Here is a 14242-nt window from a genome sequence, read left to right as displayed (position 1 = left end):
AGCCTCCCTTCTGTTACTCTAAATCAAGTATTCATCCCTATTTTCTTCCTACAGAAGACACAGATACTCGCTAGTCAAACCTAAGAAGCGCTAAGATAACGCTTCCCGGTGAAATACAACAGTACAACACCACTTAGAAAAAGCACAAGATTGGTAATAACGAAATATGAAGTTGACACAAATTCAATTCCAAGTGAATGCCTTATCAGCTCGGCCACATATTTTACTGGAAGGAACATGGATATTACTCTCAAATAGTCGGGCAAGAAAGAGAGTGGGAAATAGATTCCCGCAAGGAAAACCATGATCACCATCAATATACTCGCGGCGGTATCGGCAGTCTCTGGATTTCTGAACAACAATGTAAGAAACAGACCAAGTGCCATCATTCCAAGAGTCGAGGACAGAATCGATACTAGAAACGGAAGCCAGTCTATTTGAAAAGTAGTTCTGAACAACAGTCTGCTGACAACCAAGATGAGAACTATGGAAACCAGACTTACAAGAAATCTAGTAAGGGTGCTGCCAAGGACAAAAGTGAAGGGCCTAAGAGGAGTAATTTTGAATCTATCGAGGACTCCCCTCTTACGGTATCTCCCAAAAACACTAATCACAGAAAACATCCCTGCCGAAAGAAGTGAGATGGCTATTACTCCTGACATTGTATAATCTGCGTCTGTTGCGCGAATTCTACCGGCTGTTTCGGGAATATTCTCCACGACTATGAAAGACCTGGCGTTGTTGATTTTCTTCTCCACTGCGGCCGAAATGCTTGCTCGAGCCATTTCGATAGTGCTTTGCTGTTCTAGATTACCTTCCTGATGAAGATAGGTGATCTTCTCCCCGTTGAATATCATACCGAGAAGAATGTCTCCATTCTTGACAGCTTCCCCGATATCCGTTTCCCCGTCGTACAGACGCAGATTCCAGGCTCCGCTTTCCTCAATAACCGCGGAAATATCGTATGGTCCCGTCTGATACAGACCAACTGAAACCTTTTGATAACTCTCGGACCCCCCGAAGAAGAATCCGAACAGAAGGAGAAATATCATCGGGAAGAAGAGTGTAAAGAAGATTTCCAATCTGTTCCTGAAAGCTTCCTTTGCAAAGGCAATGAATACCGGTTTAAGACTGTTCCTACTCATAGCCCATCACCTTCTTAAAGTTGATTACGAAAATTACGGTCGAAAAGGCTGTCCAAATGATTGGCACTAAGATCAGCCAGAACAAAGAAACCGGTGCAAACTGATATCCCATTACCCTTCTGCTCAGTTCGACAAGATAGGTTGTTGGTAGAGCGTACACCAACCAGCGAATTCCCCACGGGAGATCAAAGACGGGAAAGTAAAGACCACCAAGGAACATCATGAGCTGATATAAAGTCTGCCCAAGAACTGTCACAGTGGAGAGCTTCTTGGAGAAAGATGCGATCATCAGTCCGAAGGAAATCGTTACCACCATTGAGAAGAGAAGTGTAAGAATGAATCTGATATCCAGTATTGGACCTCGCACATTGTATACAAAAGTCGCAATTAAATACAGTAAGGTCAAAGAGATCAGCATCGTGAAAATCAGCTTGGCGAAGTGACCCGCGAAGTATTCGAAGGGTTTCAAAGGCGTTGTGTAGAGCTTCTTGTTGACACCCGATACCCTGTATTGGATCAGTCCTATTGGACTGTTGAAAAGAGCTACCGAGAGGATCATCATCAAGGCTACTCCCGGAAAGATGTATTCCCTGTAATCGAAAGGTTTTTCTTCTCTCGCAGAAACGGTTTTCGCCTCAGTAACAACGTCGACATACTCTCCGCCACTTTGACGTCTTATCTCCAGATTCACTTCGTTTATTATTTCAGAGAGGACATTAGAAGCAATGGAAGACGAATCCTTTCCGCTGACATAATGAACCAGCAGAGCGACTTCTCCAGTCTGAAGAACAGCGGCGCTTGCAATTTTTGCGCTGGTCCCTTCTGGAATGACAAGAACGATATCCTGCTTACCTTCCTTGAGATCAATCAACGCCTCATCTATTGATCCATACTCCTTTTTGACAAAGGGCCCATTCTCGGAGGAAATATCTTCTATAACTTCGTCGAGGATCATTCCAAGACCTGAAAGGGATTCCTCCCTGACGATTCCTACTCTGAAACTTATCCCCTGAGTATCATCTCCATAGAGAGAACCAAACACGGAAGTCAAAATGAAATAGAGAATCAGAGGAAATATGAAACTCCAGAACATAACCTGAAACTCTCTTATTTCACTTTTGAAAAGGCCTGAAGTGAAATTCCATATCCTGCTCATTGAATCACCTCAGTCTCTCAGTTTTTTGCCCGTGAGCGTTATGAATACATCTTCAAGGTTGGGTTTTCTAATCGTTACATCATCCAGAAGCAAGTCGAATCTCTTGGATCTCTCGAACAGCCTTCCAAGAGTTCTCTCCACATCCCTTGTCGTTACCGAATACTCGCGGTTCTCTGTGTGTTGAAGACCTTCAATCTCAAGGAACTCATTTGGAATAGGACCATCTCCCCGCACACTAAACGTGACTATGTTCTCCACTTCAATAGAATCTATTAACTCAAAGAGCGTTCCCCTAGCTATGATTTTGCCCTGATCCATTATCATAATCCTGTCTGCCAATCTCTCGGCCTCTTCCATGTAGTGGGTAGTGAGAATTATCGTTTTCCCACGCTGTTTGAGGACCGAAATCGTTTCCCATAACATTCTTCTCGCTTGAGGATCGAGACCGGTCGTAGGTTCATCCAAAAACACCACTCTAGGATCGTTGACCAGTGCTACCGCAACTGCCAATCGCTGAAGCTGGCCTCCAGAGAGATTCTTGGTGTACGTCTTCTCTTTGTCCTGCAAAGAGACTTCTCTTATCAAATCCTTGGAAGGAATGCTTTTCCTGTAAAGACCTCTGAAGAGATCTAGAGTCTCCTTCACGGAAAGATACTCAAAGAAACTCGAGGACTGGAGCTGAACTCCAATTTCCTCCTTCACTCTATCACTTGAAGGAGGAAGTCTCTCTTCGAAGTATTCTATGGTTCCATGATCTGGCTTTCTTAATCCTTCCAGCATCTCGACTGTTGTGGTTTTTCCTGCTCCGTTCGGTCCAAGAATGGCGAGTACTTCGCCTTCTCTCAGATCGAATTCGATTCCATCAACTGCTTTAGTTTCACCGTAATACTTCTTTAAATCCTTCACTTCAACTACAGTCCTGGGCAACTCTACCACCCCTCATTTGTAAACTCTCAATCACGAAAAAGTATTGTATTTCATGTTTTCACCAGATCAGCTCTGTTCGTCTATTGCTTTGAGTAATGCCTTAGCAGCCATTAATGGCCCTTCCATTTCATATCCGGGGATCCCTAGCCTGGTCCTAACTTCTCCGACCCTTACTCCTGAATCTATCATAGCTTTTAGATAGCGATCTGCTATCACTTCATGTCTTTCTCTCCGTTGAATCGCGCCAAACGGGTTTGCAAAATAGCTGTAAGTGAGTCCTTTCTCGGTGGTCGTCCCTTTAGCCATTCTTGCACCATTCGAAAATACCGCTGCCGCTTCCTCAGCGTCTTTAAAGATTCTTAGATCGCTATCTTTGTCTTCGTTGTAATTGTTTGCATACAGGAAGTAGTCAACTTTCGTGGGCTTGATGATGTCGGTGTAGTTTGAGTACGGAACGATTACCCGGGCATTGATCTCGTTGGGATTCATGAAGATACTACGGTCCATAGTAGAGTACGCATACCCGGGTTGAAGATCATCTAGGCGAACAAAGGCTCCCGTTTCTGTACCGTAGGCAATCACAGAACCCGAAGAGGTAATATCTAAAGATCCCATGTCGTCAATCAATATGTTGACTTCAGAAACTTCGGCATGAAGTCTATTCAGTGCGTCGAGAGTCTCTGATTTACCTGCTCCGCTATCTCCGATAAGCATTACGTTGGCCTTTTTCCCATTCCTAAGCTTTATGTGTGCAAGGGCCCCGTGAACTGGCAGTCTCCCTTCGTCGATAACAAGAAGATTATGAATAGTGAGGATCATCTTTTTCATATACCCGAAGTAGTCTATAGAAGGATCGTCTCCCACTATTCCAATGTAGGTGCCGTCGTCCTCCCTGTATATGACTCCGTTGAAGTCTTCTTTCTTTTCGAAGAATGAGTTGTCTATCCCTAAAATATATATTCCATCGGGCTTCTTGTTTTTTACGATATCAAAACTGGCCAACTCGAAGAGATTTCCGAGCCCGGCCGCAAGAGAAAGATACTCCTTATTCACAACAACGTCGATTAGTTTCGAACCTACGTGAATTGGAAAGAGAAACCAATCGTTTGATGACGGGATATTCAATTTGCTTAGAATTGGTTTGTCACGGACTTCGAAAAGCCCATGCCTCTTATTGGACCTTGTGTAAAATATGACCGGGGGTTCGAAGACAATGCTCCAAACACAGGCCATTCCGTACAACCAGTCTGCTCCGGGGACCCTAGCTCTTTTATCTACCTCGGGGTTGTCTACGATGAAACCCACCTGGGCTCCGCCGGGCTCCTGTCTGAGAATCTTGAGCCTGATGTCCGATACATTTATCAGAATCTGCCTGTAGAGGCTCAGTACCAGGCTCTTTAGATCAGTGTTAGTTCTTACGAGGACCATCTGCTTGAAGATCCTGTCAAATCTGTTTGGCGTGTATTCGTCTCTCTTGACTATGAACCTGTGCTTGTTTCTCCACAGGGAAAACAGGCTTTCAACAAACCTCACAAGGAGCTCCCTTTTGTTGCTCATTTTGGGAAACGAATAGTAGGATGAGCCGTCGATTTTCTCAATAGGATCTATCGTCAACGCAAGAAGAAGCTCGACGATACCGTCGATATCGTATTTTCTTGAAGTCTCCATCGTGTCTGTATTTCTTAAGAAGGGTTCGAAAAGAGACAAAAGCGAATTCTTCTTTTCTTCGGAGTCATTGATCAGCTCGGCAAGAATTTCCCTGAAGGTGACACTGTTAAATATCTGGGAGGGAGCATTGTAAGCCACCTCACCATTGATTAAAATACTTCTCATAAATGTTTACCTCCTCGATCCGACATAAACATATTATACTTGCAGGCAATGCAATTTCCTCCGCGACCGTGTAATCCGCACTAATCCCATGTTTATTTGATCTAGCTTTTTTTGGAAGAATTTCAAAGGAATCAATCATCTATCCACTCAGAAAAACGAGCAATACTTTAGTTATCTCATAAAGCATGCTCCAAAAAAACGAAGACAATTTTCGCTAGAATAGCTGTTAGAAGACTTGGTGCAACTAGCTGATAACGGTGCTAAAATTGACATAGTGCGGCCTCGAGCCGCCACAAAAAAGAGGTGTCCAGAATGGCGGACAAGAAGAAAGAAGCAAAGAAACAAGTAAAGAAAGAAAAGAAAGAAACACCAAAGAAGTAAAACCTGTCAGTCCTCTGGGGAGACGGGCTTTAGCTACCCGCCTCCCGTTTTTTGTTTAGATATCGATACTTGCTCGTGATAGGTCTTCACAAGTTTTAGAATTCTCTTGCGACTCTTGATATTCGTAATAGTAAAGCTGAGGTGAATAATGATGAGAAATCTCATTTTCGTGATTCTGATTTTGTCATCGGTGATTTCACTCGGACAAGAAGACATTCTCAAAACGATAAATGAGACTGAGGAGTTGAGCATAGTCGCTAGCTACATTCAATTATCCGGGTTAGATCAAACACTGTCAGGAAAGGGGCCGTTCACATTTTTTGCGCCAACCGACAGCGCATTCATGAAGCTACCTGAACTGACCAGAGCGGATTTGATTAATGACGTGGTTCGTCTTCAGAGAGTCCTTAAATATCATATAATTCAAGGTAAATTCTCTTCAAGCATCATCGTCCAGAGACCCAATTTTGTTACACTGCTGGGTCAACCTCTTTCTGTTGACACAAAGGGAGGAATCAAGGTAGACGGTTCATCGATCTTGGTGAGAGATATCGAAGCCACGAACGGAGTTATTCACATCATAGATACTGTGATCTTTCCCCATGAAGAACCGGATATTGTTCAGGTCATGAGGAACACAGGTATTCTAGATACGGCCGTCTTTTCCCTTGAAGAAACTGGTGTTATAGACATTCTTAAAGGTGAAGGTCTATATACAGTATTCATGCCCAGCGACGTCGCATTCGCCAGATTGCCCCCTGAGACAATGGAGAACCTTTTCAGAGATCCGGCACGGCTGAGTGACATATTGCTTTTTCATATTGTGGAAGGTTCCTTCTCGGTTGAAGAACTCTTTGAGAGAGGCTCTATTAGATCGCTTCTTGGAGAAACTATTGTGTTAGGCACAACTCCTCCGCGAATTGGTCCCCAGAAAACAGTTGTAATTCTGAGCGACATCGAAGCCAGCAACGGAATGATCAATATCGTTGATCATGTTATGTTTCACGAAGATTCAAGGACCAAGCTTTCAACGATTGAAGAGACTCTGAAAGCAAACGAGATAGATATTATGGCGGAACTGTTGAAGAAAACCGGTATCTGCAGTGAGTTGAGTGAAAATAAGCGTTTAACGGTTTTTGCTCCGACTAATGAAGCTTTTCTCGAGCTAAAAGAGAGCGATAAAGCCTTCCTCTACAGTGCAAATGAACTGAGAAAGGTACTCGAGTACCACACTCTTCCGAATGAGTACCTGCTGTCGGAATTGAAGATCTCTAACATGCTCCTCTCTCTAATCGGAAAGCCGTTGTACTTTGAGATGAAAGAAGACCTGTTAGTCAATTCCATTCCGATAGTTGAAAGCGATATTCTATGTAGCAATGGCGTAATTCACATAATTGAATCGCTTCTGGTCACGAAGTAGATTTTAGCGATTCAGATCTCCCGTCCGCAATCTTTCTGAAAAGGGATCTCAAAACTCTCGATGAAAACATGCTACCAAAGGCCAGAGTACGAACCTTTCCTCATGCGCCTCCAAAGTGGTTAGCACTGAGAATAACATAATCCCTATTATCCGTCCGCTAAAAAGCTCCGATATTTCATCTTTCTGTTTATCACGTGGTGACATCCCTACAAATGATGCCGGCGTCACGACGGCCAAGAGGACAGCCGCATTCTCGGCTCCCAAGGCGGCAACAAGAGATCCAAGCTCAAACTCAACTTTGACAGCAACGAATCTGAAAACAGCTAAACATGGGAAAAAATGAAAAGAAAAACAGACGTACCACCACAGTGGTCTGTTATGCAATCTCTTTGAGTAGATCCGGCGGTCTTATCTTGAGTGCTTTGAAAGCGTCGTAAGCATTGCCCATCGTTTCAGTCCTTGCAAGAAAGCGTTTGTTTTCTACCGTTATCTCAACTGCTCTTATCTCTTTCAAGTCTTCAAGTATTTCTGCGTAAGAGAAAGTACTTCCAATCTCTTTCAGCTTTCTGCATAAGGCAGTCTCCATTACTAGTGCAAGGAAACAGATCATTATGTGTCCCTTCACCCTCGTATCTGTGTAATGGTATATGGGGCGAAGATCGAGTCCGCTCTTCAGTTCCCTGAAGGCCCTCTCTACTTTCCACAGTAGCTTGTATGATTGAGCAACCTCTCTATTGGTTAGTTTTGTGTTCGTTCTTAGAACGTATTTGCCATCATATTTGATTTCCGAGGCCATCTTTTCCTGGTCTATCTTCACATCTGTTTTCTGCATACTCAGATATCTTCTGTATCCTCTGTTTCCTACAAGACTCTTTGGCCCCTGTTTAAGTTTCTTCGTAAGGTTCTTCACTATCTCTTCTCTCTTGATTCTGTCTCTTTCTGCCTGAAATGGATTGAAACAGATTACGTATCTCTCCCCCTCATGCAGAACTTCCTTTACCTTCAGATTCTCTTCCACTTCTTCGTAATCACCGGGCTGATTCAATACCGCTTCAACTCTCTTGCTTCTTCTCATCTTCACTCCGAATATGTATGAAAGCCCGGCCTTATCTATCTCCTCAATGAGTCCGTTGCTTATCATTCCTCTATCGGCTACCACTATAACCCTGTCTATGTTGAATCTCCTTCGTATATCCTCAAGAGCTATCCTGAAGGTATCTATGTCTGCCGTGTTTCCGGGAAAGATTTGGTGAGCAACGGGGAAACCATCCTTCGTCATTAGTACCCCTATCATCACTTGCTTGCAATCAGACCTGTGATCCTTGGAACGACCATACATTGAAAGTTCGGGTCCTTCTCCCTGGAAGTACGTGCTCGTTGTGTCCCAGAATACTAGATCGAGATTCAAGTTGAAGAGAGTCTTCACATTACTGAATAGCTCTTCCTCCACTTCTTCCTTGAACTTCTCGAGATAATCCAGTCCACGGTAGTAATGCTGAAGACTCAGTTGTTCGAACTCAGGTCTGTAAACCTTGCTTACCCACCTGTCTACTCCCCTCTTCGATCTCGGTTCGACAAGTCTGTTAAGTACCATCGCGAATATAGCCTCAACGTAATCGCTAACTGCATCCGTATCTCCCAGAAGTCTCCTCAATACTCTTTCGATACCCAGTTCCTTCCATAACTGCTCGAAGATAATTACAGGTCCCCACAGATAGGTTTGATTCACATTAAGGGCTTCTTTTCTAATCCATTCTTTCGTCGAGAAGTTCCTCAGGCTTTCAATAAGCCTATCTATCTGGCCACTGTTCTGAAGATCATCTACTCTCCCCAGATTAACCAGAACTTTCTGTCTAGTCTTATTCCCCACTCGTATATTCTCTACGAGCTGCAGGTAACTCCTGGTGGAACCGTCCTTGTTTTTGAAGTGCTTCAGTCTAAGAAACATGGCACCTATATTATATCACTATAACTAAATACAAGTCAAGCACTAACAAAGTGACAAGCAAATACACATGGCACCGCATTTCAAAAACGATTCAAGTATCTACCACGAACTTATGCACCTTTCAGAACTTATTCCTACTATTTATTCTCTTTTGCTGTCAAAGTTGAGACAAACTCGTTTTTTTGGATCAAGCAGACTCTTTCTCTCCACGACAGATTAGTGGCCTGTCGGTTGAGGTTCTAAAAAAGAGCCTATACAGCGAAAAACAAAACGAACATCACAGAGTTGCCACTATGGTGCGTTGAGAAGTCCATCCACTTAGGTTTGTAGACATTTCCTGTGAGGTCTTACTCGTTGTGCAGAGGATAATTTTGGAAAAAATCGATCGCGGCTTGGGAGAGAACACAAGTCAGAAACTGCCAGTAGTGGTTATTATCGGTTAGCCGGATTAGCAGATTGGACGCTGAGGATTCGAAAAGCATAGTATTGGGGATGGCGCGTAAATTAACCCCTTAGTTTCTGGCATTAGTAGATACAGCATTTGGTCAAATAAAAATCCAGAATTGGAATTGACTGTTTAGCCTCTAATATTGGAGTGCTCCAGTCTGTAATTTGCTCCTCTCTGAGATCATAAGGCAAAGATATTCATCAAAAGACTACATTTATTGTTTTAATTTTAGAAGTCAATCATTATATACTTTCTTTGTTGTGTCCATTCAGCAACAGAAAAGGGGGGTAAAGGATGAAATTGAAACTTGTTCTTGTGATCGTTCTCATTTCGACAGTCGCTTTCGGCGATTTCTTTCAGCGGTCCGACGAATATTTGAGGAGACAGAACGAACTCAAAAGCACCCTGGAATTCTCACTGACATTCCAACAGGCTAAGGAGATAATTGTGAAACATTATCCCGAGCTCAAGAGCGATGAAGAAGTTAGAGAATTCATTATTGAAAGAGACATTCAGAGAGCTATCGTGGACGGTGTAGAGATGTACTACTGTGACATGGAGCACAACCTCTTCACCAGGGATCCGGAACTGGTAGAGCGGGAGCCAGAGTGGTCGGCGGGCAATGTCTTGCTCGTGAGATACCTTCTGGAAGAATACGGACCAAAACAGACGCCTTTTGCCTCCTTCAAGCCAGCTCACAGCCCGTATTTCAACCCGAAAAACTACCTCGTGGAGTACGAAGTACATACCGAAAGGTCTCTCCTGCCGGATAAGGGTTCGCTGAGAATCTGGTTCCCCCTTCCTCTGCAAACGGCCACTCAAGAGAATATTTCTTTGCTTGAGGTGACCCCGAAGGAAGCGGTGGTCGGCCTTCCCAGAACTACCGGCGATATAGCATATGTCCTCTTCGAATTCGATCTTTCGAGTCTCGTTGAGGATCTGGATATCTCGGTAAAATTCACTTTTACACACTACCAGCAACAGTTCGATATAGATCCAGATCAGGTAGGCGAATACGACAAAGAAAGCTCGCTTTACAAGGATTACACCAAGTCCGAAGGAAGCATCTATTTCGATGAAAGATTTGAACAGCTTGCCAGAAGCGTTGTTGGAGATGAAAGCAATCCCTACCTCCAGGCAAAAAAGATTTACTATTACGTAGTCGATAACATCAAATACACTTTCATGGCCCACGCTTCAATAGAGGCGGCCGGGATTCCGGAAAGCCTCTACTCTTTTGAACACGGTTACGGTGACTGCGGGACGCAGTCGATGATCTTCTCAGCTCTCTGCAGATCCGTCGGAATACCGGCAAGGGCGCCGGGAGGCTTTCAGGCTTTCTCCGGTCAGCTCGGTTCGCATTTTTGGGCCGAGTTCTATCTGCCAAATTACGGTTGGGTTCCTGTGGACACCTCGGCAGGACAGATTGCTACCTACACTTACGGAATCACGGAAGAGGAGCGACAGGACTTTATCGATTACTTCTTCGCAAACCAGGACCCGTTGAGACTCGTGGTTCAAAACTCCGTCGACTTCTTGCCGGCCGAAAGGCCCGCCGACACTCAACTGCTTGAAATAACCTTGCAGACTCCGTTCGTTGAGAGCGAATTCGGCAACGAAGAGTTCGATGTCACCATCGCGATTCTTGATTCTTTAACCATGAAGACGGTTTTGTTGAAATAGAGCCGAGGTTCGCGGGGCCAGTGGGGGTTGTTGGCATCAAGATCAGAAGTGATGCTGCCTCCGGCAGGAAGTGAGGCTCGCTGGCGCGAGGAAGTGATGCCCGGAAGGGCATCCGGGGAAGTGATGCTGGCGCTTACGCACCAGGAGGCAAAAACCAAAGAAAAAGAGGGAGCAAACTGAGGTTAAGCGAGGATCTGTTCTTCGTTCTTGGTTAAGGTCAAAAACCAGGAGCTAGATGCTGAAACAAGTTCATGACGCGAAGGGCAGGGTATCGATTACAGGGTATGGGGTCTCGCGAAGAGAACCGGCAATCAATTCAGGGTTTCAAAGCAACTGAGAAAGTTGTCCCGGAGCGGTTTGTGGAAGCCCCTCACTCTGTCATCCCGAACTTGTTTCGGGATCTGGGCTTTCGGGAAACCGTGGTTGGGGGTAGCGGGTTGGTGTTAGGAAAGATCAAAGGGACTGGTTTACTGTTGAATGGTTATCCGTTCGCCGAAAAGAACAGTTGCATGTTCCAAGATGTGAGTTGTAAGTTGCACCAAAAGGCAGTTGCCGGTCAAAGGCTTGCCGTTCTACGAAAAGAGCCTGTTCTTCCAGAGCAAGGATCTTTTCTTCGTTCTTGGTTGAAGTCATGAAGCAGTAGCATCGAGATTCCGACCAGGAGCTTTGTCGGAATGACGGAATCTAGCCCTTTCGCAATAAACATCAGTTGTCATCCCACTGAGCCTGCCCTGAAATGCCTCTGTTCAGGGTCATCCCGGACTTGATCCGGGATCTGTTCCAAGAACGAACAACCTGGACGCGTAGCGTTGGAAGAACCAGTCTTTCCGAAGGACGGGTTCATGGTTTTGGACGAAGGACCAAGGACGGCTCTTCCCATAGATCAGCGGTTCTCGTGCTCTTGAAGCGGAATCGGCCTTACCATGCTCCATGATCTCAGCTCGAGCGAGATTTCGATTTCCTTTACGACTGAGAATCCAAAGGATTCGTAGAAGCGCAGATTTGAAGGATTCTGGGTTTCCAGATAACAGGGGAGCCCTCTGGAGTCTGCTTCCTGAATAAAGAGGTTCATCAGCTTCTTTCCTATTCCCATTCCCTGTTTTCGAGGTAGAACGGCCAGCAAGATGAGGTGCAGATTGTGTCCTTTCATGCATTCTTTCTGAGTCTTAAAAATCTCCATCCCTGTTTTCATCAGACGAAAGAGCGAGCTAATGGGCGAACCGATCATTCTCATTGCCCCACTTCGGAGCCATGCCATTACGCCGAGCTCCTTTTCAGAGTCAATCCACTGGATCACTCCGCTAGACTCTTCGGAATCGAAGTAGATATCGCTTGATGGAGCGTAAGCTTTCGTCATTACGCCGTACAGCCTTCTTATTTCTTTTCTTTCTCTGTCCTTGAACACGTATTTGATCATGGGATCTTCAAAGAAGGCTTCGGTAAGGATCTCCACAGCTTTCTCGTACTCTTCTTCGGAAACTCTTCTCGGTCCGTTCACAGAATCACCTCACATTAACCTTGTGTTCTTCGTAAAAGACCGGCAAGAACAAAGATAATAGAATGGTCTATAGGTTGAGGCAGCATTCGATAGCCGCCCAGAAGACACGCTCCTTATGACTGTCGGCCTCGGGATGGAATCTCCTATCCCACTCTTCGCCGCTAACGTCGTCTCCCGAGGAAAGTAACTGTCCAAAGAGGACATTTCTGAACTTCGAGACGGCCATAAGGGCCGAAGCCTCCATTTCGACGGCAATACAGCCCTCGTCGATTCTTTCCTTGACTATCTTCTTCGTCTCCCTGTAGAAAGCGTCTGTTGTCCAGGTCTTTCCCTTGATATGTGGAATCGATAAAGCTTCCAGTGAGACCTCTACCTTTTCCAACACCTCTGTATCTACAGCGATTTCGCGGGAAGGCTCAAGGTAATGGTACGATGTTCCCTCGTCTCTGATGGCAGATTCAACGACTATGATTTTTCCCCTAGGGATCTCTCTCTTCAATACTCCGCATGAGCCGCCGGCTATTGTCTTTCTAACTCCAAGGGCGATGAGCTCCTCATAGAAGCCTGCTGCGGACGGCGCTCCAAGTCCGGGATTCAAGATCGCGACTTTGACCCCTCTGTACTCGATCTCATAAACGGGATACAGTCCGACCTCGCTTCTCCTGTCAACGATCTTCTTCAGAAGACCCTTGTTCAGGAGAGTCTCGATAACGTCCTGATAGAAGAGAATTACCGCTCTTTCCGGCATCTCGGGGATCGAAGAGATGACCTTCGCCGGTTCTATTACGGCCGGTCTTTCATTATTATGTTCCAGAATAGGTAAACGCTTCTCCATATTTGCCCCCTATGCGACTATTCTAGCAGTGAAGAAGAGATCGACAGGCGCCGAATGACCTGACACTTTTGTAACCGGAAGTTCTGTTATTGTAATCAGTATAAACTGAGGTGAAATCGTGAAGATAAGGTTGGTTCTGATAGTGGTTCTTCTTATCGCAGTTGTTTCATCGGCCGGGCTGTTGAACAACCCCGAAAACAGGTTCAAACTCGAGCTTGATTATGAGATCGGATTTACAGGAGTGATCTTCCACACCATTCAGTTCGGTCAGACGGGAACCGTTCTTAACTACGTGAAAGATGGCGGTCAGGACGTTCTCTTTCCATATCAAAGGTACACCGCCGGGCTGAGCATTGGCAAACATACGGTCTACTTTCTGTATCAGCCACTCACCGTTCAGTCAAAGGTTCAGCTTAAAAACGACCTGATAGTCGATGGAGTCACCTTCCCCGCCGGAAGCGGAATCCTCTTGAACTACGGCTTCCCCTTCTACAGGATCAGTTACACTTACGACGTCTTGAGAAAGGGCAACAGCTATCTTGCCCTCGGTCTCTCACTTCAGCTGAGAAATGCAGATATCTATTTCGATTCTCTCGATGGAACGAAGTTCGTCGACAATAAAAATGTCGGTCCCGTTCCGATTATCAAAGTGAAGGGCGCGTACTGGCTGAATGAAAAGGTTTACCTAGCAACAGACATCGACGGCTTCTACGCCTCCAGCAGTTTCATTAACGGAGCCGACTTCGACTTTGAGGGATCGGTGCTGGACGCCTCTCTAAGAGCCGGCCTGCTTCTAACGGATTATCTCGAAACCTATTTCAATGTACGTTTCATAGGTGGAACCGCTAAGGGCACTTCTGAAAACTCCGACAGCCCCGACGGCTTCACCGACAACAAACTTGCGACCATTAACTTCAGCATAGGCTTCCAGTTGAAGTAGAATAGCTACAAGTATATAAGAACCGGCC

The 14242-nt window shown here is 45.2% G+C and carries 11 protein-coding genes; 4 read left to right on the top strand and 7 right to left on the bottom strand.

The features are described from left to right. Positions 1 to 80 precede the first annotated feature (80 nt). The 4 genes from THEBA_RS13190 to THEBA_RS13175 form a co-directional block, all read right to left on the bottom strand. Positions 81 to 1145 carry an ABC transporter permease gene (locus THEBA_RS13190; protein ID WP_006487237.1) on the bottom strand — a complete coding sequence of 355 codons (1065 nt, stop codon included), beginning with the start codon at positions 1143 to 1145 and terminating at the stop codon, positions 81 to 83. Continuing rightward, positions 1138 to 2301 (bottom strand): ABC transporter permease, encoded by a 1164-nt coding sequence (locus THEBA_RS13185; protein WP_014731946.1) that lies wholly within the window; start codon positions 2299 to 2301, stop codon positions 1138 to 1140. The genes THEBA_RS13190 and THEBA_RS13185 overlap by 8 nt, the downstream gene beginning before the upstream one ends. 9 nt (positions 2302 to 2310) lie before the next feature. Then, positions 2311 to 3228, bottom strand: a complete 918-nt coding sequence (locus THEBA_RS13180) for an ABC transporter ATP-binding protein (RefSeq protein WP_014731945.1) — start codon at positions 3226 to 3228, stop codon at positions 2311 to 2313. A 66-nt stretch (positions 3229 to 3294) separates the two neighbouring features. Continuing rightward, positions 3295 to 5061 (bottom strand): ATPase, encoded by a 1767-nt coding sequence (locus THEBA_RS13175; RefSeq protein WP_014731944.1) that lies wholly within the window; start codon positions 5059 to 5061, stop codon positions 3295 to 3297. Positions 5062 to 5593: 532 nt separating this feature from the next. On the opposite strand from THEBA_RS13175, the gene THEBA_RS13170 reads away from it, so the two are divergent. Continuing rightward, a complete protein-coding gene (locus THEBA_RS13170) occupies positions 5594 to 6862 on the top strand; it encodes a fasciclin domain-containing protein (RefSeq protein ID WP_236609170.1) in 1269 nt (422 codons plus the stop codon). Between the two features lie 376 nt (positions 6863 to 7238). On the opposite strand, the gene THEBA_RS13165 is transcribed toward THEBA_RS13170, so the two are convergent. Continuing rightward, on the bottom strand, positions 7239 to 8810 hold the full coding sequence (locus THEBA_RS13165) for an IS1634 family transposase (protein ID WP_014731942.1): 1572 nt from the start codon (positions 8808 to 8810) through the stop codon (positions 7239 to 7241). Between the two features lie 742 nt (positions 8811 to 9552). Here THEBA_RS13165 and THEBA_RS13160 point away from each other — a divergent pair. Continuing rightward, positions 9553 to 10941: a transglutaminase-like domain-containing protein gene (locus tag THEBA_RS13160; RefSeq protein ID WP_014731941.1), complete on the top strand. Its 1389-nt coding sequence runs from the start codon at positions 9553 to 9555 to the stop codon at positions 10939 to 10941. A gap of 30 nt (positions 10942 to 10971) precedes the next feature. Then, a complete protein-coding gene (locus tag THEBA_RS13155; RefSeq protein WP_039882447.1) occupies positions 10972 to 11121 on the top strand; it encodes a hypothetical protein in 150 nt (49 codons plus the stop codon). Positions 11122 to 11824: 703 nt separating this feature from the next. Here the strand turns inward: THEBA_RS13155 and THEBA_RS13145 are convergent. Together THEBA_RS13145 and THEBA_RS13140 are read right to left on the bottom strand one after the other, a co-directional pair. Further along, positions 11825 to 12439 (bottom strand): GNAT family N-acetyltransferase, encoded by a 615-nt coding sequence (locus THEBA_RS13145; RefSeq protein ID WP_014731940.1) that lies wholly within the window; start codon positions 12437 to 12439, stop codon positions 11825 to 11827. A gap of 67 nt (positions 12440 to 12506) precedes the next feature. After that, the gene (locus tag THEBA_RS13140; protein ID WP_014731939.1) at positions 12507 to 13274 is read right to left on the bottom strand and encodes a nucleoside phosphorylase; all 768 of its coding nucleotides are present in this window, start codon (positions 13272 to 13274) and stop codon (positions 12507 to 12509) included. 118 nt (positions 13275 to 13392) lie between these two features. Here THEBA_RS13140 and THEBA_RS13135 point away from each other — a divergent pair, with 118 nt between their 5' ends. Further along, entirely contained in the window at positions 13393 to 14214 is an 822-nt protein-coding gene (locus tag THEBA_RS13135; protein ID WP_014731938.1) for a hypothetical protein, read from the top strand. The last annotated feature ends 28 nt before the right edge of the window (positions 14215 to 14242 follow it).

The organism is Mesotoga prima MesG1.Ag.4.2 (genome assembly GCF_000147715.2).
Lineage (GTDB): Bacteria > Thermotogota > Thermotogae > Petrotogales > Kosmotogaceae > Mesotoga > Mesotoga prima.
Note: the sequence above shows the minus strand (reverse complement) of the source record. Positions and strands in the feature narration are given on the sequence as shown.